Origin of the sequence: Kitasatospora sp. GP82 (genome assembly GCF_029892105.1) — a bacterium.
Classification (GTDB): Bacteria; Actinomycetota; Actinomycetes; order Streptomycetales; family Streptomycetaceae; genus Kitasatospora.
Window position 1 is genome coordinate 131967 of sequence record NZ_JARZAJ010000019.1, and the last position, 17641, is coordinate 149607.

General features: G+C 69.8%; 16 protein-coding genes and 1 pseudogene. 7 read left to right on the forward strand and 10 right to left on the reverse strand.

From position 1 onward, the window contains the following. Positions 1-43: 43 nt before the first annotated feature. Positions 44-1123 carry an Ig-like domain-containing protein gene (locus P3T39_RS21635; protein WP_280700116.1) on the reverse strand — a complete coding sequence of 360 codons (1080 nt, stop codon included), beginning with the start codon at positions 1121-1123 and terminating at the stop codon, positions 44-46. 439 nt (positions 1124-1562) lie between these two features. On the opposite strand from P3T39_RS21635, the gene P3T39_RS21640 reads away from it, so the two are divergent. Beyond that, positions 1563-1862 (forward strand): hypothetical protein, encoded by a 300-nt coding sequence (locus P3T39_RS21640; protein WP_280700117.1) that lies wholly within the window; start codon positions 1563-1565, stop codon positions 1860-1862. Positions 1863-1961: 99 nt separating this feature from the next. Here P3T39_RS21640 and P3T39_RS21645 read toward each other — a convergent pair whose 3' ends face one another. The 5 genes from P3T39_RS21645 to P3T39_RS21665 all read right to left on the reverse strand — a co-directional run bounded on the left by P3T39_RS21645 (position 1962) and on the right by P3T39_RS21665 (position 6280). Further along, positions 1962-2504, reverse strand: coding sequence for a hypothetical protein (locus tag P3T39_RS21645; RefSeq protein ID WP_280700118.1), 543 nt, complete (start codon positions 2502-2504; stop codon positions 1962-1964). 215 nt (positions 2505-2719) lie between these two features. Beyond that, a complete protein-coding gene (locus P3T39_RS21650) occupies positions 2720-3025 on the reverse strand; it encodes a hypothetical protein (protein WP_280700119.1) in 306 nt (101 codons plus the stop codon). Positions 3026-3297: 272 nt separating this feature from the next. Beyond that, on the reverse strand, positions 3298-4800 hold the full coding sequence (locus P3T39_RS21655; protein ID WP_280700120.1) for a DUF6529 family protein: 1503 nt from the start codon (positions 4798-4800) through the stop codon (positions 3298-3300). Then, positions 4797-5750 (reverse strand): metallophosphoesterase, encoded by a 954-nt coding sequence (locus P3T39_RS21660; RefSeq protein WP_280700121.1) that lies wholly within the window; start codon positions 5748-5750, stop codon positions 4797-4799. The genes P3T39_RS21655 and P3T39_RS21660 overlap by 4 nt, the downstream gene beginning before the upstream one ends. Then, on the reverse strand, positions 5747-6280 hold the full coding sequence (locus P3T39_RS21665; RefSeq protein WP_348534368.1) for a cupredoxin family copper-binding protein: 534 nt from the start codon (positions 6278-6280) through the stop codon (positions 5747-5749). Before P3T39_RS21665 ends, P3T39_RS21660 begins: the two co-directional genes overlap by 4 nt. 505 nt (positions 6281-6785) lie before the next feature. On the opposite strand from P3T39_RS21665, the gene P3T39_RS21670 reads away from it, so the two are divergent. Then, positions 6786-7136 (forward strand): transposase, encoded by a 351-nt coding sequence (locus P3T39_RS21670; protein ID WP_280700123.1) that lies wholly within the window; start codon positions 6786-6788, stop codon positions 7134-7136. A gap of 143 nt (positions 7137-7279) precedes the next feature. Here P3T39_RS21670 and P3T39_RS21675 read toward each other — a convergent pair whose 3' ends face one another. Then, positions 7280-8398 carry a DUF5937 family protein gene (locus tag P3T39_RS21675; RefSeq protein ID WP_280700124.1) on the reverse strand — a complete coding sequence of 373 codons (1119 nt, stop codon included), beginning with the start codon at positions 8396-8398 and terminating at the stop codon, positions 7280-7282. Positions 8399-8498: 100 nt separating this feature from the next. Here P3T39_RS21675 and P3T39_RS21680 point away from each other — a divergent pair, with 100 nt between their 5' ends. Both P3T39_RS21680 and P3T39_RS21685 read left to right on the forward strand, forming a co-directional pair. Then, complete coding sequence (locus P3T39_RS21680; protein WP_280700125.1) at positions 8499-8879, forward strand: hypothetical protein; 381 nt, start codon at positions 8499-8501, stop codon at positions 8877-8879. Between the two features lie 38 nt (positions 8880-8917). Beyond that, positions 8918-10363, forward strand: a complete 1446-nt coding sequence (locus P3T39_RS21685) for a glyceraldehyde-3-phosphate dehydrogenase (protein ID WP_280700126.1) — start codon at positions 8918-8920, stop codon at positions 10361-10363. 295 nt (positions 10364-10658) lie between these two features. On the opposite strand, the gene P3T39_RS21690 is transcribed toward P3T39_RS21685, so the two are convergent. Both P3T39_RS21690 and P3T39_RS21695 read right to left on the reverse strand, forming a co-directional pair. Then, entirely contained in the window at positions 10659-12680 is a 2022-nt protein-coding gene (locus P3T39_RS21690) for a hypothetical protein (RefSeq protein ID WP_280700127.1), read from the reverse strand. Positions 12681-12894: 214 nt separating this feature from the next. Then, positions 12895-13407, reverse strand: a complete 513-nt coding sequence (locus P3T39_RS21695) for a type VII secretion system-associated protein (protein ID WP_280700128.1) — start codon at positions 13405-13407, stop codon at positions 12895-12897. Positions 13408-13776: 369 nt separating this feature from the next. On the opposite strand from P3T39_RS21695, the gene P3T39_RS21700 reads away from it, so the two are divergent. The 3 genes from P3T39_RS21700 to P3T39_RS21710 all read left to right on the forward strand — a co-directional run bounded on the left by P3T39_RS21700 (position 13777) and on the right by P3T39_RS21710 (position 16464). Continuing rightward, positions 13777-14652: an AraC family transcriptional regulator gene (locus tag P3T39_RS21700; RefSeq protein WP_280700129.1), complete on the forward strand. Its 876-nt coding sequence runs from the start codon at positions 13777-13779 to the stop codon at positions 14650-14652. A 146-nt stretch (positions 14653-14798) separates the two neighbouring features. Continuing rightward, on the forward strand, positions 14799-14954 hold the full coding sequence (locus P3T39_RS21705) for a hypothetical protein (protein ID WP_280700130.1): 156 nt from the start codon (positions 14799-14801) through the stop codon (positions 14952-14954). A gap of 91 nt (positions 14955-15045) precedes the next feature. After that, positions 15046-16464, forward strand: a complete 1419-nt coding sequence (locus P3T39_RS21710; RefSeq protein ID WP_280700131.1) for a hypothetical protein — start codon at positions 15046-15048, stop codon at positions 16462-16464. Between the two features lie 459 nt (positions 16465-16923). Here P3T39_RS21710 and P3T39_RS21715 read toward each other — a convergent pair. Further along, positions 16924-17184 (reverse strand): annotated as a pseudogene (locus P3T39_RS21715) (SpoIIE family protein phosphatase); the annotation flags it as partial. Positions 17185-17641: the final 457 nt, after the last annotated feature.

The following is a 17641-nucleotide window of genomic DNA, read 5'->3' on the forward strand; positions in this document are numbered from 1 at the left end:
TTCCGATCTCGCACAGTTCCCCGTGACCCTGTCGTGCTTGCTCTCACCACTTGGACCAGGGGAGGTTCCATCCGCTGAGCCCGTTGAAGGGTTCGAGGGGCTCGGTCTTGACGGAGTGTCGGACGGTCACCACGTCGCCGATGATCGAGTCGGCGTAGAACTTGCCGGCGGGGGAGTTGTCGTCGCCCTTCGGGGTGTCCGGCAGTCCGACGCAGCCGTGGCTGATGTTGGCGCCTCGGGCGATGGCGTCGGCGGCCTTCGGGTTGCCGTGGAGGAAGGTGCCACTGGAGGTGAGGCGCAGTGCGTGCGGATCGTCGGCGATGTAGCCGGGGCCCTTGAGGCCGACGACGGTGCGGGAGTCCATGTGCTGCATGCGGTTCTTCTCGGAGACCACCATGGTCCCGTTCCAGGACGGGTTGTCGTCGGCGCCGGCGGTGATCGGGACGGTCTGGTCCGGGGCTCCGTCCTTCTTGACCACCATGGTGTGGGCGGCCGCGTCCACCTCGCTGACCTTCGAGCGGCCGATGGTGAACTGCTCGTCGCGGTCGGTGGCACCGTAGACACCGGGCGAGACCTCGACGTTCTTGGTCCTGAAGTGCACCTTCACCGTCGTGCCAGGCTTCCAGAAGTGCTCCGGCCGCAGGTCGAGCCGGGTGTCCCCGAACCAGTGACCCTTGACTTCGGTGTCGTCCGAGGCCTCGACGGTGATCGCCTTCTGCAGGTCCGCCCTGTTCTTGACCGGTCCGCCGAACTCGACCGACACGATCATGCCGACGCCGAACTTTTCGCCCGTGACGATGTTGTCCTCGACGGTGACGGTGTGGTCCGGCGCCAGGGTGGTGAAGCCGCTGCTCGCCGTGGTCACGGCACCCTTGGTGTCGGCGGCCTCAGCGCTCACGTGGTACGCGACGCCGACGGCCAGGGCGACCGTCGGCGTCCAGCTCAGCCCGTCGCCCGTGATCGCGCCCGCCACCGGCTTGCCGCTCTTGTCGGTCACGGCCACGTTGGTCAGCTTGCCGCTGGCCACCGACACCTTCAGCGCACCGCTCGGTGCGACCCCCTGTGCACCGTCCTTCGGCTCGATCGACAGCACCGCCGCCGACGGCTTCGCCGCCGACGACACAGCCCCCTTGTCGGCTGCGCCCCCGCCGGCAGTCCCACCTCCACCGCTGCATCCCGCCAGCAGCAGCACCCCGCCCAGCGCCGCCACTCCAGATATCCGCCGCACAATTTCCCCCTCGTTCTGTCCGTCCGGTGGATATACGCCTTGATCGTCGGATTGGTTGCACGCTGAAGCGACTCCGCACTTCAGAACTCACGCAGATAGGCGCGTAGAGCGGTCCTGGCAGTAGAACAGGCACAGGGCCTGGTGGTTGCGGAGCTGCGACGCTCTGTGATCACCACGCCCTACGCCTGTACCGCCGTCATGGCTGACCGATCCGCTACACGTACCGGGACCGGATTTCGGTACTGGGCACGATCTGGACCGACTGCGCGAGCACGGCTTCCTGGGCCGTTCCTGGGTCCGCTTCGGCCGCTCCCAGTGGCAGACCCTCACCGACGTGCTCGACGACACCCCCGACTGGGACCTGATCGAGCAGCGCCGCCAGGAACGCAAGGCCAGGGAGGAAGCCGACCGCCAGGTCCAACAGGCGGCCCGGGAAGCCGAGTGGGAGGAGGCTCGCCGCCAGCGCATCCTCGTCGCCCGCGAGATCAACGACCAGATGTACCCCTGCTGCACCTGCAAGGTCTCGCTCGGCTGCGCCCACGCTCCGACGACGAGAGGCGCGCGGCAGGGCTGCGGTGCGGCGTGCTGGCGACAAGCCGGACAGGGCTGGAGCGGCAGACGGCTCCGGACGTGATGCGGCGGGATGGCCGACGACGTCGCGGACTCCGGTGGTTCGCTGGACGAGGTGCGCCGGCCCCGGGAGGAAGAACCGGGGCCGGCACGCGGTGTGATATCACACGGGGGTGCCGGGAACCAGGGTGAACCCTGAGCCGCAGGCAGCCGCCAGGTTCGACGCGTTGAACGGCGTCGCGGTGATGTCACACACGGCCTGGTAGATCGCCCCCTCGTCGGTCTCCACGTCGAGGAAGAGCTTGTTGGGGATATTTGCGCCACTCTCGGTAGCGGACATGTCGGTGTCGATCACACACTTCGGGGCGCCGGGGATGACGTCGACGTCCACCCACACTCCCGGGTTCCGGTTGTCATTGAGGAAGGCTTCCCCTTTGCCGTTCGCCGCCAGGCGGAACTCGGTGTCCGAGAAGTCTCCGAAGTCCACGACGTCGGAGCTGAAGTCACGCTCTTCCTTGTGGCAGCGCCTGTCGCTCCCCTTGCTGTCCTTCGGGCCCGCCGAGTGCCCGGAGTGGAGCCCGGGAGCGGCGGAGTCTGCTCGACCCGTCGTGTGCATACCGCCCTGGGCGACCGCGGGCGAGGCGAGGAGGACCCCGGCGACTACCGCTCCGGTCACCGCGGACAGGCCTCTGAAACCGTATTTCATTCGTGTATTCCTTCTTCTCTGGGGCGTGTGGCGCCGGCTCGGCAGTTTTCCAAGGGAGTTCTCCGACCGGCTCGCTGTCAGTGCGATCTCATCTCACCGTGACTGATTTCCGGTGGCCTGCGGAGGACCTGTGGAATCAGGCCTCAGCCCTTCTGTCAGGCACAAGATACGCACTCGAACGAAATTGATGATTCTCAAGGATGGTGCACGGGATTTCACGCCGTGCCGGAGCGATCGCTCATGGGGAGTACGGCGCTGCCCCCAAACGGATCAAGCGACCACCGCAGCACCTGCAGCACCGCCTCCTCCAAGAGGGCGGCCAGGCTCACCCGTGCCGGATCGCTCTGATATTCCGTCACTCGGCTTTCGACGTTTTCGTTGATCGTCGTGGGGTCCGCCGGCAGTGAAGTGGCGCAGTCGGGAACGACCTCGCCCGCCCCGGTCCGCACCCTGTCCGCAAGCGACCCCGCCACTGGCGTGTCCGCCTCGTTGAAGGTCTCGCCCGCTGTCTGGGGCAGCACCGTGCAGGTCTCGGCCGAAGGAGTCCCCCCGGGATCACGTGCAGGCTGCAAGCGGTCGGGGTCACGGGGCCGCGGCGATCTGGCAGGGCGGCACGTATTCGGGTAGCGCCACAATTTCCGGGACGGTACCCATGGCCCCCGGATCTATCGGTCACTTCGATGTGTATGCGACCAACGGCCAGAAACTCCTCACGCTTCCGGCGTAGGACGAACTGGGCTCCGCCGCGCGGGAATCCGCTGTTGGCCGTCGGGAGAGACGCCGCACGTTCTGCTCACAGGCCGGGTGCCTGGAAGCCGTTCAGGTACCAGAAGGGGGCGGCGTACCAGATCAGGGCGATCGCAGTGACGAGAGTACCGCCGGCCAGGGGGAGTGCCCAGCCGGGCCAGCGGCGGTGCCGGACCACGATGACCTTGGCGACGAAGGCCCCGTAGAGGAAGCAGCCGGTGAGCGAATGCAGCGCCACGCGGGTGTTGGTCAGTTGGACGCCGTAGGTGGTGATGCAGTGCCGAGCGATGGGCAGGGAGAGGAGGAAGGCGGTCAGGCCGATGAGGCGGTGCGTGGTGTGGACCCCGTGCGGTGCGGCTCGCAGTGCGGGCAGGCGACCGTAGATCCACAGGGCGAGAAGCAGCTGAATCAGCGCCAGGCCCAGGAGCGCGGATCCCATTTGGGCTTTCAGCAGTATTGCGTCGTTGCCGCGGTTCCCGAAGAGGCTGGTCTCGTAGTCGGGGGTGTGTACCCGGCCGTACCAGTAGAGGCCGACCATCACCGCCACGGGCAGGAGCATCCACAGGACGTCGTAGAGCCGTTGGTGGTAGGCGGGGTGAGTGAGGCCCTCCGCGTGATCATCCGCCCCCGTTCCCGACTCTGCCGCCCTGGATCTTGACGGCACAAGCCCGAGCTCGGATGCCTGCCAGGCCGCGACGACCAGCAGGGTGAGCGCCTCGGCGATGACGCTGAGCAGGGCCTGCGGGGCGGGTTGCAGGCCGTGTTCGGAGAACCCGAACAATCCGATGGTGCGGGATGCGGCGAACCCGGCGAGCGCGCCGATGGCGATCGCGGCGGCGGCGATTCGCAGTAGCAGGGGTGCCGCCAGCAGAAGGAGTGCGGCCACCGCGAAGGCGGTGCTGGCCTGCAGCAGGAACAACGAGCCGATGATGTGGACGAAGCGGTATCCGTCGATGTAGAGCTGGGCGTGGATGTATCCGCTTACCGCGAGCGTGGCGGCAAGCACCAGGCGCAGTGCGGGGGCGGGCAGGCTCCGGGTGTTCATGCGGGTTTCTCGTCCTTGACGGCGGACGTCGTAGAGCCGTTGGTGGTTGGCGGGGTGAGTGAGGCCCTCCGCGTGATCATCCGCCCCCGTTCCCGACTCTGCCGCCCTGGATCTTGACGGCACAAGCCCGAGCTCGGATGCCTGCCAGGCCGCGACGACCAGCAGGGTGAGCGCCTCGGCGATGACGCTGAGCAGGGCCTGCGGGGCGGGTTGCAGGCCGTGTTCGGAGAACCCGAACAATCCGATGGTGCGGGATGCGGCGAACCCGGCGAGCGCGCCGATGGCGATCGCGGCGGCGGCGATTCGCAGTAGCAGGGGTGCCGCCAGCAGAAGGAGTGCGGCCACCGCGAAGGCGGTGCTGGCCTGCAGCAGGAACAACGAGCCGATGATGTGGACGAAGCGGTATCCGTCGATGTAGAGCTGGGCGTGGATGTATCCGCTTACCGCGAGCGTGGCGGCAAGCACCAGGCGCAGTGCGGGGGCGGGCAGGCTCCGGGTGTTCATGCGAGTTTCTCGTCCTTGACGGCCAGTGCGTGGTTGCCCTGCCAGTAGTTGACGGTGCGGATGCCGAGTGCGTCCTTGAGGCGTCCGGCGGGCAGCACCTGTGGAAGTGGGGCGGGGCCCTGGCCGGGTTTGGGAAACGGGTAGCAGGTGGGGGCGGCCGAGTGGAAGGTGATGTTGCCCTCGGTCTTGGCGAACAGCTGGTGGACGTGCCCGTTGAGGCACGTGACTGAGGAGAAGCGGCGCAACATCGACAGCACCTGCACCGCGTCGTCGGTGCCCCAGCCCCACGCCGGATACATCGCGAACAGCGGGATGTGACTGAAGATGACGATGGGGGTGTCCGAGGACAGGCCCGCGATGTCCTTGCGCACGAAGTCGATCTGATCGTTGCCCAGGTGGCCGAGTTGCTCCAGGTGCAGCGTGTTGACCAGCGCGATGAAGTGCACACCGTGCGTGTCGAAGCTGTACCAGCCGTCGCCGAGGGTGTTTTTGCCGAAAGTCTGTCGGTAGGCGCGTGGTCCGTTGTCTCCGATCGAGTCGTGCTCGCCCGGCACGGTGAAGACCCGGTCCGTGTCCAGCTGCGACAGCATCTGCTTGACCTGGTCGAACTGGGCGGGGGTGGAAAGGTGCGTCAGGTCGCCGCTGTGCATGACGAAGTCGGGTCGGAACCCGAGGGAGTTGACCTGGTTGATCGCTGTGCCGAACGTCCCGGTGACGTCCATGTTGGCCGGGCCCTGGAAGCCGATGTGGCTGTCGGAGACCTGCACGAAACGCAGGTCTGCGCTGCTTGCCGGGGCCGCGATCGCCGAACCGGGGATATGACTGATCACCTCTCCTGCGGTGACTGTCAGGACCACGGCACCACCGAACCAGGCGGAGTGCCGCATGAGCTGCCGGCGGGTCATGCCGTGCTCGCCGCCGCCGTTGGAGTCGGGTGTGGGCTCGGTCATGGGGTCACCTCCACGGTGGCGGTCATGAACGGGTGGATGGTGCAGAAGTAGGGGTAGGTGCCGGGTGCGGTGAACGTGTAGCTGTAGGTGTCGTTGGTGGCTAGGGCTGCCGACTGCAGTGGCCCGCCCGATCCCTGCTTGCTGGTGACGGTGTGAGCATCGGGGTCGGTGTTGGTCCAGGTCACCTTCGTGCCCGCCTTGACCGTCAGTGTGGCCGGGGAGAACGCAAAGTTCTTGATCGTCACCGCGTTGGCGGTCGCTGGAGCGGACGGCTGGCCGCTGGCAGGTGAGGTCGAGGGCGTGCTTGGTGGTGGGCTGACGGTGACCGTACCGCTCGTTCCGGAGGCACCGGGAAATCCCGGCAGGGTCTGGCCGGCTCCGGGAGTCAGCGCGCCGGCGGGTTTGGGGTGTGACGATCCGCCGCACGCGCTGAGCAGTCCCAGTGCTCCGGCAACGGCAACGGCGACAGCGGCCAGGCACGCCGTACGCGACCGCCGGACCGGCGGAGAGGAGTTCGCATTCATGGCCATCGTTCCTTCTACGCGTCCCCAGCCGCACGGGCGGGTGTGATCCAAGACCAATCCGGGATCGGTCTTCTCAGGTAGATAGACGACCGCGTTACACCCGCCGGGGGATGATGGAAGGGGGGGGCAACCCGGTGGGCTACTTTATGTGAGTGAACAGCACATTCCATGCAACGAAACGAATTCCACGGCGGAGTCTCGTTGTTTCACCCTGGCGGCGGGCAGCGGAACGCCTCGAGCAGGGAAGCCCCGAAACCCCGGTGAACTTGTAGGCGCGCCGGTCATAGGACGTTCAGCGAGTCCAGTGGCCGGTTGAAGGGGCCGTAGGAGGCGTGGTGGAGGCCAGCGGCGATATTGCGGTGTCCGTACTGGACCCTCGGCTTTCGACGTTTTCGTTGATCGTTGTGGGGGTCGCCCGGGCGGGTGATGTGGCGTCATCTGGCGGTGCATGCCGCAGACGGCAGAGAAGCATCGGCGGTGCTTACGTCTCCTCCGGGGAGGGACCCGCCAGATGCTTCCGGATCCGACCGGACCTGCTTCGCTGCTTGCCGTGCTGGAGTTGGTGCGCGGCTCCTCCACCGCGCCGACGTTCCGTACGTTTGCCGCGCTGGTCACGGGGCTGATCGCGCAGACAGGGCGGTGCACGGTGACGGGGATGCTCAGCGGTGTGGGGTTGACGCGCACCTGGTCCCATGACCGCGCGCACGCCTTCTTCTTCCGAGCCGCCTGGAATCCGGACGTCCTGGGCGTCTGCCTGTCGCACCTGATCGTGCGTCGGCTGCTGCCCGCCGGCGCGGTGCTGTACGACCTCGCCCCACCGCGCACCGCCACCCGGAGCGCTCTACGCGCCTGTTGCCAGTAGGCGAACTCCCCGTTGTCGGTTGATGCCCAGGGGATGTTGCACCGGGACGGCCCGCGCGTCCTCGGACCGTCCCGTCGTCAGCTCGGGCTGCGCCCGGTCAGCGCCAATGTCACCCGGGATCGCTGACGCACCGTGCGGCAACGTCAGCGCAGTACCCCCTCCAGGAAGTCGCTGCCCAGGCGGGCGACCACCGGCAGGTCCAGCTGGTGGAGCACATAGCGGCCGCGCCGACGCGTGGTGATCAGCCCGGCCTTCTTCAGGACCGCGATGTGCCGGGAGACCTCGGGCGGGCTGATGTCGTGCGCGGCCGCCAACTCGGTGGTGGTGAAGGCGGACCGGGCCAGGTAGCGGCACATCCGGATCCGCATCGGGTGGGAGAGGGCCTCCAGCCGCAGCTTGAGCAGGTCCAGGGAACCGGGGCCCGGCACCTCGGGCGCGGCGACCGGGTAGTGGACCACCGGGCGCCAGCGCGGAGCGTGCAGCACCCACAGGTGGGGCCAGCCGAAGGAGGACGGGACGAAGGTGACGCCCGGGCCGACGGCCGGGTCGAGTGCGTTCGCACGGCCGCTGCTGAGCTTGTCGACGCTGATCCGGGACCCGCCGTCCTCCAGTGTCACGGCGGGCGACACCTCGGCCAGCACCTCGGCCAGGCCCTTGCGGCGCAGCATCTCCGTCTTGTGCCGGGCGTCTGCGGCGAGCTGGACGCGCACCCGCTGCCAGACGTCGTCGAAGAACGCCTCCGCGCAGTCCTCGAACAGGCGGCGGATCCAGGCCCGTATGGCCGACGGGTTCTCCAGCAGCCGCTTGGCGAACTCCACCTGCCGGGGGCCGCGCGCCGTGGCGCGCTCCAGGGCTTGCGCGCGGGCCTTGGCGTTCACGAGCGGGGATGGGCCACCCCGGCCGTAGCTGGCGCTGCAGGAGATCTCCAGTGCGGCGTCGACGAAGAGGGCGTCGTCGAGCCGGTCGAGCATGTCCAGGTCCTCGGCGAGCGTGGCACCCGGGCGGCCGTGCGAGTCCGGCAATGCGGCGAACGGCAGCGAGATGTCGGAGAAGGTGGAGCTCCACAGGAAATTCGCCTCGCACAGCCGGTCCGCGAGGTCCGGTTTGAGGGCGGCGTTCGTTGCGGTGGTCCAGCCGTGCAGCCCGGGGTGGTGCCCCGGGTCGGCCAGGGCGTGCAGCGCAGCGCACAGTTCGGCGAGGGGCGACGGGCTGAAGACCAGGCGCTCGGGCGGGAGTCCCGCGATCTCGATGGTCACGCTCATGGGCCCTATCGTGCCTCCCTTTGCGCAGGCCGGGCGCATCGATTGACGAGGAACGTCAATCGATGCGCCCGGCCCCCGGGAGGCGCTGCACGGTAGGGACATGAACGCCACCCAACAGCACATGCTCGACCTCTACCGCGCCTCCCAGCACCGGGCTTTGCCCCCTCCGCCGCCCGGCGCGGGCGAATGGCAGGCCGTCCGCGAGTTCCGCACCCTGCGGGACTTCCGCGCGGTCGTCGACGAAAAGGCCGCCGCGCGCCGGGCCCGGTGGACGGCACTGCCTGGCCGTGTCCGGCGGATCTTCCCCCAACGCGCGGTCACCGCAGGAGATCACGACGACGTCGTACGGGACGTGGTGGACGAGGCCGACACCGTCATGTGCCCGCCGGGCGCCGAGCGGCCGCTCGACCCGGGTGCCGATGCAGCGGGAAATCCGTGCTCAGGCGGGTCCGCTCGCATGATCGAAATGTCCCAAAGCTAGCATGTGTGTGCGCATCGCCTAGCTCGAAAGATGAACTTGTGACTGTCAACGAAGACGTGTTCACGAACTGGAAGAACCGCGAAGAGATCGCGGAGTCGATGATCCCGATCATCGGGAGACTGCACCGGGAGAGGGACGTCACGGTCCTGGTCCACAGCCGCTCCCTGGTGAACAAGTCGGTGGTCAGCATCCTCAAGACTCACCGGTTCGCCCGCCAGATAGCCGGCGAGGAGCTCTCGGTCACCGAGACGCTGCCGTTCCTGGATGCTCTCACCACGCTCGATCTCGGCCCTTCCCAGATCGACATCGGCATGCTCGCCGCCACGTACAAGACCGACGACCGCGGTCTCTCGGTGGAGGAATTCACCGCCGAGGCGGTCGCCGGCGCGACGGGCGCCAACAAGCTGGAACGCCGCGAGCCGCGCGATGTCGTCCTGTACGGGTTCGGCCGCATCGGCCGTCTCCTGGCCCGCCTGCTCATCGAGAAGGCCGGTTCGGGCAACGGTCTGCGGCTGCGTGCCATCGTCGTCCGGAAGAGCGCCGGCGAAGACCTCGTCAAGCGCGCCTCGCTGCTGCGCCGTGACTCCATCCACGGCCAGTTCCAGGGCACGATCACCGTCGACGAGGCGAACGACAAGATCATCGCCAACGGCACCGAGATCAAGGTGATCTACTCCAACGACCCGACGTCGGTGGACTACACGGCGTACGGCATCAACGACGCCATCCTCATCGACAACACCGGCAGGTGGCGCGACCGCGAGGGCCTGTCGAAGCACCTCCGCCCCGGTATCGCCAAGGTGGTCCTGACCGCGCCGGGCAAGGGCGACGTCCCCAACATCGTCCACGGCGTCAACCACGACACGATCAAGCCGGACGAGCAGATCCTGTCCTGCGCGTCCTGCACCACCAACGCGATCGTCCCGCCGCTGAAGGCGATGGCGGACGAGTACGGCGTCCTGCGCGGCCACGTGGAGACCGTCCACTCGTACACCAACGACCAGAACCTGCTGGACAACTACCACGACTCCGACCGCCGCGGCCGCTCGGCGGCGCTCAACATGGTCATCACCGAGACCGGTGCCGCGTCCGCCGTCGCCAAGGCGCTGCCCGACCTCAAGGCGAGGATCACCGGCAGCTCGATCCGCGTCCCGGTGCCGGATGTCTCGATCGCGATCCTCAACCTGCAGCTCGAGCGCGGGACCACCCGCGAGGAGGTCCTCGACTACCTCCGCAACGTGTCGCTGACCTCGCCGCTCAAGCGCCAGATCGACTTCATCAGCGCTCCCGACGCGGTCTCGAGCGACTTCATCGGCTCGCGCCACGCCTCGATCGTCGATGCCGGTGCAACCAAGGTCGAGGGCGACAACGCGATCCTCTACCTGTGGTACGACAACGAGTTCGGCTACTCCTGCCAGGTCATCCGCGTCGTCCAGCACGTCTCCGGAGTGGAGTACCCGACCTACCCGGCTCCGGCGGTCTGAGTCTCGGCGGACGCTCCGATCCCGCGTCCTGGCGGGTGGGGCGGCGGTGGGGCGGCAGGGCTCGATCCAGATGCCTCTGGTTGCTGCCCCACCGCCACCCGCCGAGCCGTACGCTTCAGAGCACTTTCACCGAGCTGAGCCGGGGTGATCTCCTTCGCCTTGTGGGACTCTGCCGCCCGGTCCGGCCTGAGTTCGGCAGGTGGCGGGTGCACGCCGCCGGCCCGTGCATCCCCTCGGAACCGCTGACGGTCGGCGCGGCGGCCGCTCGGCCGGCGTACGGCAGCAGAGGCATCCTTCAGGGGCGCCAACGGAGTTGGAGGGCGAACACCCCTTCCGGTACGGCGAGGAAGACGCGGCCGGTGCGGTCGACGGCCGCGGAACGGACCGGTGAGCCCAGCCGCAGGTCCAGCACGGTGTCGGCGGAGTCCTGACGGCGCAGCCGGACGACGCCGTCGGCCCAGGCGGCCACCATGACGATCCCCTGCTGCGTCTCGGTGGCGGCGAGGGCGGTGACCGGGCAGTCCCGGGCGTCGATCGGCTCCTCCGTCAGTGGGCGGCCGAACAGGTCCTCCGCCGGTGGGCGGCCCAGCTCGTACGCCCAGACTCGGCCGTCCGCGTCGCCACTGACGATGAACGCACCGAAGCGGTGATCGGCTACGCCGATGGCGAGGACGGGTGCGTCGTAGCGGGGCAGACTGTCCGCCATCCCGTTGCCGAAGGGGTTCAGGAAGAGCCTGAGGCCGCCCTTGGCGTCACCGGTGAACAGGGCCTGGCTGGTCCGGTTCGGCAGGGCCGCGATCGTCGTCAGTTCGCTGCCGACGTGCTGGGCGGCGTAGCCCGCCACGGTGGCGGGGCGGTCGAGCTTGTCCGGCACGGGCGAGGGCAGGCAGGCCATCGTGCCGGCGCGGTCGACGGCGAGCAGGACGCCGTCGTAGCCACAGGCCAGCGAGGTCGGTACGACGGGCAGCCGGGGCAGGCTCGCGCCGCTGTCCAGACCGCTGTCCGGGTCGAGGACGTGCACACCGCCGTCGGTGACCGCGACGATCCGGTCCTCGTACGGGCCGCGTCCTACGGTCAGCGCCCGGACCGCTCCGGTAGTCGGCCGGTGCACCCAGATCGTCGACCACGCTGGTCCGGGTACGAGTGCGTCCAGCCGGGCGCAGGCCTCCGGGGCACGGCCGGTCAGCCAGGCGCGCAGCACGGCGGCCCGCTCGGCGGGGGACGGCAGTACGGTCAGGGCAGGGCCGGCCTGCTGCCAGGCGAGGGCCAGCGCGTCGCCCGCGATCCCGGCGCACTCGAAGGCCGCGGTCACCGCGCCCGGATCGGCGTGGACCAGGAACTCCGGATCGCTGAGGAAGTGGCCGGACAGGCCCGCGCGGACGCCGTGCCGCAGCAGGATGCCGAGCATGTCGGGACTCGAACGCGGAAAGTCCGGCTGACCCGCCTCGGTCCGTGGAACCCGGGACACGAACTCCCGTACCAGTTCGGCGTCGTCCACCGGCGGGGAGTCCGCGGCGACCTGCGCGCGGAGCGGTTCGAGGTGCAGCCGCCAGGAGAACTGGTCGGCGTGCGGCGGCAGGAGGGCGGTCGCCCGGTGCACCGCGTCGGCTCCCCCGGAGCCGGGCAGTGCCGCCCAGTCCTCGGCGAGGATCGGCCGCTCCGCGACGCCCAGTGCCCGGACGGCCGGTCGCAGCTCCTCGGGGAGCGCCTTCCACCACGCCGCGCACATCTGCCGCAGGCGGACCGCGATCGGGGCGGCGGCGTCGAGCTCGCCGGCGCCGCCCAGCCGAGCCGCGAGCTGGGCCAGCCCGGGGCTGGGGTGGACCTGCGCGGCGTCCGGCGGAGTGCCGGGCAGTCGGGCGCACCAGTCGGCGAACCGGCGCGGGTCGGTCCAGCGGGGATCGTCGAGGTCGAGTACGGCCGCTTCGGGGGTCGCGCCGGCGAGGACGGCCGCGGCGGCCGTTCCCTCGGTGGACTCCACCGCCAGGCGCAGGCCGGGCACGGCGAGCAGCGGGGCGAGCAGCTCGGCGGCGATCAGCTGCGGTTCCTCGGGCGACAGCCCTCCACCCGCCTGGTCGAGGTCCGTGACCACCAGCACGCGCGGGCGGCCGTCGTGCAGTGCCGTGGCCAGTTCGGCGGGGGTGCGGGCGGCGACGCCCAGCCGGTCGGCGAGCAGCCAGGTGGCGCTGTGCACCGTCAGCCCGGCGGCGGGTAGGCAGGCATGGACCCTGCGGCCGGTCCTGGGGTTGTCGGACGGACAGCCGGTGGCGAGCCAGGCGAGCAGGTGGGTCCGGCCGCTGCCGGACGACCCGGTCACTCGGCAGAGCCTCGGGGCGCGCGGATCCTCCAGCCAGCCGAGCAGCGCCTGCCCCGCCGGCCGGCGGCCCGCTCGCAGCGGTGGCACCCAGCTCGCATCGCCCGTCACTCTGTCGGTCCCCCTTCGGCTCGGCCTGGTCACGGAGAGTGTACGAGGCGGCCGGGCCGCCGCTGCCCGCAGGGCTGACTGCCCGTCGGCCGTGGGTGCGGTCCGCTCAGTCGAGCGCCAGTCGCCGGATCTCCGAGAGACCGATCGCGGCGGTGGGCTCGTGGCCCGGGTTGAGCGCCAGTACCGCGCCCGGGACCTTCTCGGCGATCTGACGCCCGGTCATGACCCGGTGCTCCTGCCAGCCGGCAGGGACGAGGCGCAGCGAGGTGCAGGCAGAGACCTCGCCCGCTCCGAACCGGTTCGCTTCGAGGTACAGCCCCGGTTCCTCGGAGTCGGTGCGCACGGCGAGCGGGGCATCCAGCAGCACGCGCCTCAGGGCCTCCTTTTCGAGGTGCTTGGCGACGAAGCTCTGCAGCGCGGCCTCCGCGGCGTTCTCCGGTTCGGGCATGCCCAGAGCCCGGGGGCTGGGCAGATACTCGGGGTTGTGCTCGAAACGCACCGGGACGCCCTGGTGGTCGATCTGCCAGCGGCCCACGACGCCGTACCCGGGGCACGGGCCTTCGCCGAACGCGGGGTCGTGTTCGGCGAGCCGGTCACCGGGCCGCTTGCGGGCGCGCACCCGCAGGGCGTACGTGAGCGGTGGGTCCTGAGGCCCGGCCTTCTTCCGCGGCGGTTTCGACCGCCTGGCGGAGGGACTCCTCCCGAAGCTCGGAGCGCAACCGCCTGATCCACCTTGCCTCTTGCGACCTCGCGGCCGTCCTCACCCGCGACAAACGGCGGGCCGAGCTCACCAGGACGTTGTGCGACCGCGTCCGGAAAGCATCTCTCCGTGCGCTCGCCGGCACCGTGCCCTGTGGTGCCCCAATACTCCTCGGATACCGTTGAGGTATGTAGAGCTGACGGCCGCAGATCCGGGCGGCTGACGAGGTTTCGGCGTTGGCTGCCAGGTTGATTCGTTCCTGGTGACTCCTGACGACGGGGATGTCTGTTGGCACTTCAGGTCGGAAGCGGCGGCGTGGTCGGCCGGGGTGTCGAGGTCGCTCGGGTCGGTGGCCTGTGGCGGGTGACCCGCCCCTGGCATCCTGGGTTGCGCCCGTTCGTGCGCGGCTACGCCGGCTATCGGGAGGCGGTGGCCTCGCCGTATCAGGTGCGGCTGGTCCCGACGGGCCGTGCCGTCGTGGTGATCAGCCTGGCGGAGCCGTTCAGTCAGGTCCGCCGATTGGGGGCACCGGGCTCGGACAGCGGGAGGATCGGTTCGCTGGTCGTGGGTCTGGAGGACAGGCCCGCGCTGTGTGAGCATCCCGGTGGGCAGGAGGCGATCCGTCTGGAGTTCACTCCGCTCGGCGCCTACCGGCTGTTCGCTGTGCCGATGGGGGAGTTGACCAATCAAGTGGTCGAGCTCCGCGACGTCCTGGGGCCCGAGGCCGGGGTGCTGGTGGAGCGACTGGCGGCCACCCGTGACTGGGCGGCCAGGTTCGACCTGCTGGACGCCGTGTTGCTGGCCCGGCTCGGGCGCGGCCCGGATCCAGCGCCGGAGGTCGGCCACGCCTGGCGACTGCTCGCCGGCACGGCCGGAGCGATCCCCGTCGCCCGGATCGCCGCCGAAGTGGGCTGGAGCCAGGGGCACTTGGTCCGCCGGTTCACCGAACAGGTCGGCCTGACGCCCAAGACGTCCGCCCGGGTGCTGCGCTTCCACCGCGCCGTGCGGATGCTCACCCGCGGGGATGTGAATCTCGCCGAGATCTCCGCGGCCTGCGGCTTCTGCGACCAGTCCCACCTCAGCCGCGAGTTCCGCGCCCTGGCCGGCATCACCCCCGGCCTGATGATGGCCGCCCGCCGGGTGGAGGGGGCCCTCGCCCTGTGAGGGCGAGGTCAAATTCGTCCAAGCCAAGCCCTTCCGCACGCCGATAGCGTCCCTCTCGTGCACCCGATCGCCACCCGGATCGGGACAAGCCGCATGCCCGCGTCAACCACCGCGGTGTCCTGAACATGCGCACCTTGAGGAGTCTGATGAAATCTCTGCGTCCGACCGCCGTCGGCGCGGCACTCGGCCTCGCCGTCCTGACCGGTGTCGGCCCGGCGAACGCCGCCACCCGGACCCCGGCCGACATCCTGCGGGCCGGGGCCACAGCGCCACTGTGCTCGGCTACCTCGACCAGTGGCTGACCAGTGAGGACGGCACCGAACAACTGGCGTACGCCGACAACGAAAGTCGTTCCATCCGTGCGCTCGACTGAGCAGCGGTTTTGGGGGAAGCATGGCACTGGAGTTGCCGCCGGAACTCGGCACCGTACTCGGTCTTCTCGGGGTGGACTGGCCCCAGGCGAACGAGGACGAGGTGGTCAGGCTTGCGGACGAGCTGAGGAAGCTGGCCTCGGCGGTCGACTCCGTCCAGATGGCCGCGGACAAGGCGCTGGGCATGCTGGGGGAGGTCTACCACGGTGCTTCCGCGGACAGGCTGGCCGAGCTGTGGGGGAGCGTTTCGGCGTACTCGCGTCTGGTGGTCGAGGGCTGCGGGGCCACCGCGACCGCGCTGAATGCGGCGGCGCTGGTCATCGAGGGCTGCAAGGGTGCCACTCTGACCCAACTGGTTGCGACGCAGGGTGAGTTGGCGGCTGCCTCGGCGACCGGTCCATGGAGCAGCGCGGCGATCGTCGCGGCCGGCAAGCAGATCGTCTCCGGGATTCTGGAGGAGGCGGTGTCGGCGCTGGGTCATGCGCTGGCCCAGCCGGTGGGTGATCTGGTGGAGACCGTCGTCAAGGATGTGACGGGTGGCGGGTCAGGGTCGTCGAACAGCCCCGGGTTCGGGGTGGACCTGGGGCAGTTGGCCTCCTGTGCTCTCGAACTTCGGCGCCACGGCGACGACATCGACTCGAACGGCAACTCGTTCCGGCGGGTCGTCGAGGGTCTGGACGTGGGCCGGCCCGGGGACATGTTCGGCAGGCTGGTGATCGCCGCGGCCGAGCAGATCGCCACCAGTGTCGGTGTGGAGGTGCTCAAGCGGCTGCTCGGTTCGTTCCGGGGTACCGCCGACCGGATGGACCAGGTGGCCCGCAACCTCACCGAGAACGAGGACTCGCACACCCAGCGGATGCAGGGGATCCTGGCCGGGCAGAGCTCCCCGTCCGCGCCCGGCCCGCTCAGACTCGCGGGTGGGGCGGGTGATGCGGCAGCGGGCGGCCCGCGTCCTGCGGGCCTTGCGGTGGACGGCGCAGCGCGCTCCGGGCTCGACCACGTGGGTACCGGAGCGGTGGGTGGCGGTGAAGGTTTCGCCGGAGCGGCCGGTCTGCTGGTCGGGGGAGGCGCGGGGACGGGCCGGGCCTCGGGTCCGCTCGTGCCGGACCGGCCCGCGGCACAGGTCGGTCACGCTGACACCTTGCCACGGCAGCCACAGGCTCCGGCGGCCGGCCCGCGCCCCGTCTTCGCTCCCCAGGGAGCGGAACCGGGCGGCCTCGGCCGGCAGTCGCTCGCGCAGACACCCGGGGCGCCCGGTCCGGTCGCGTACGGCCGGGCGGGCGGTGGCCGGCACCAGGGGCAGGGAGTCGCCGGACAGGTACGGGCGGCAGCGGCAGAGCAGCAGCGCAGCACTCTCCGCACCCGTCAGGACGCACCCTCCGAGGACCCCGTCGAGCTCCTCGCCGTACCCTCTCGCGACGACGCCACCCCGGACAGCTGACCCGCAGGCGGACTCCGGGTCGTCCTCGCGAAGGGGCCGGGATGGGTGACCAACGAGGCTCCCTGGCAGAAGAGTTGAGACGTGAGACAGCTCGCTCAGCTGCCCGGGAGCCTTGTGCGTCCCGCGCTGACCCCGACCTACCCGGCCGTCATCCGATCGGTGGCCGCCCTGAAAAGGCTCAGTGACTCAAATGATCGACAGGACCCGGCTCAGCGGGACAAGTACGTCTTGACGCTGACAGCCTGACCAGCGGAATGACATCGGATCTCGTCACCGGGTCGCCGCGGCGGTCTGGCCGTCGCGGCGCGTCGCGGCGCGGCGGGGCGGGCCAGGCGGTGCGCGGCAGGCCGCGTGGGAGCCCGGCCGCACCCCGGAGTGCGGCCGGGTGGACCCCGATGTCCCGCTGGAGGAGACCTGGGGAGCGATGGCCGAGGTCGTCAGGGTGCGGGTGCCACCGGTGGGGTCGTAGACGGCGTAGAGGCAGGTGGCGCCGGCGATGGCGGGTTCGTCCTCCGCCGTGGTCGCGTGCTGGTCGATGTGGGTGACCAGTTCGGCGAGGTGGCCGAGAAGCTCGTCCGGTGGCAGGTCGAGGGTCGAGAAGTTCAGTACGGCCGTGCGCAGACGGCCCATGGTGGCGGCGGCGTGCAGGCCGTGGCCGACCACGTCGCCGACGACGAGCGCGATGCGGGCACCGGGCGGCGGGATGACGTCGAACCAGTCGCGGTGAGTTCCTCGGCGGTGCGCGTGACGTCGAGCGTCGTGCCGGTGGCTCCTCCCCCGGCTTCAGCCGGGGGAGGAGCCACGAAAAGGGCCCTTCTCGGTAGCCCGCAACCGGAGCACCGGCTGACGGCCACGGCGCAAAAAGCCGGCCTACTCGTGATCCGCCGCGCTTTCCAGTGCCCCGGACAGGTCCGTTGGCCTATTGGGTCGAACGGGATGCACTCGCACGGGTGCAGCTGCATGCGGATGGTCACGTATGCGGCGTGCTTCACCGATCAGTGGTGGTGGGATTTCCACGCGGCATCGGCCGGTGGCAGGCATCCCAGCAGGTCGACGTGCCAAGGATCCTGATTGTTCGTCATCCCGGTGCGAAGTCAATCAAGGCCCATGAGTCGGACTTTCGCGCATCGGGCGAGGAGGCGGGTGGTGGTCGGTGACCGAAGGACGGGGTGACTCC

Excerpts from the sequence above, each read along its gene's own strand:
- P3T39_RS21675 (WP_280700124.1), bottom strand. The coding sequence starts at position 8,398 with ATGAGCGTGACCATCGAGATCGCGGGACTCCCGCCCGAGCGCCTGGTC.
- P3T39_RS21705 (WP_280700130.1), top strand. The coding sequence starts at position 14,799 with ATGAAATCTCTGCGTCCGACCGCCGTCGGCGCGGCACTCGGCCTCGCC.
- P3T39_RS21665 (WP_348534368.1), bottom strand. The coding sequence starts at position 6,280 with ATGGCCATGAATGCGAACTCCTCTCCGCCGGTCCGGCGGTCGCGTACG.
- P3T39_RS21710 (WP_280700131.1), top strand. The coding sequence starts at position 15,046 with ATGGCACTGGAGTTGCCGCCGGAACTCGGCACCGTACTCGGTCTTCTC.
- P3T39_RS21655 (WP_280700120.1), bottom strand. The coding sequence starts at position 4,800 with ATGAACACCCGGAGCCTGCCCGCCCCCGCACTGCGCCTGGTGCTTGCC.
- P3T39_RS21670 (WP_280700123.1), top strand. The coding sequence starts at position 6,786 with ATGCTTCCGGATCCGACCGGACCTGCTTCGCTGCTTGCCGTGCTGGAG.
- P3T39_RS21645 (WP_280700118.1), bottom strand. The coding sequence starts at position 2,504 with ATGAAATACGGTTTCAGAGGCCTGTCCGCGGTGACCGGAGCGGTAGTC.
- P3T39_RS21680 (WP_280700125.1), top strand. The coding sequence starts at position 8,499 with ATGAACGCCACCCAACAGCACATGCTCGACCTCTACCGCGCCTCCCAG.
- P3T39_RS21660 (WP_280700121.1), bottom strand. The coding sequence starts at position 5,750 with ATGACCGAGCCCACACCCGACTCCAACGGCGGCGGCGAGCACGGCATG.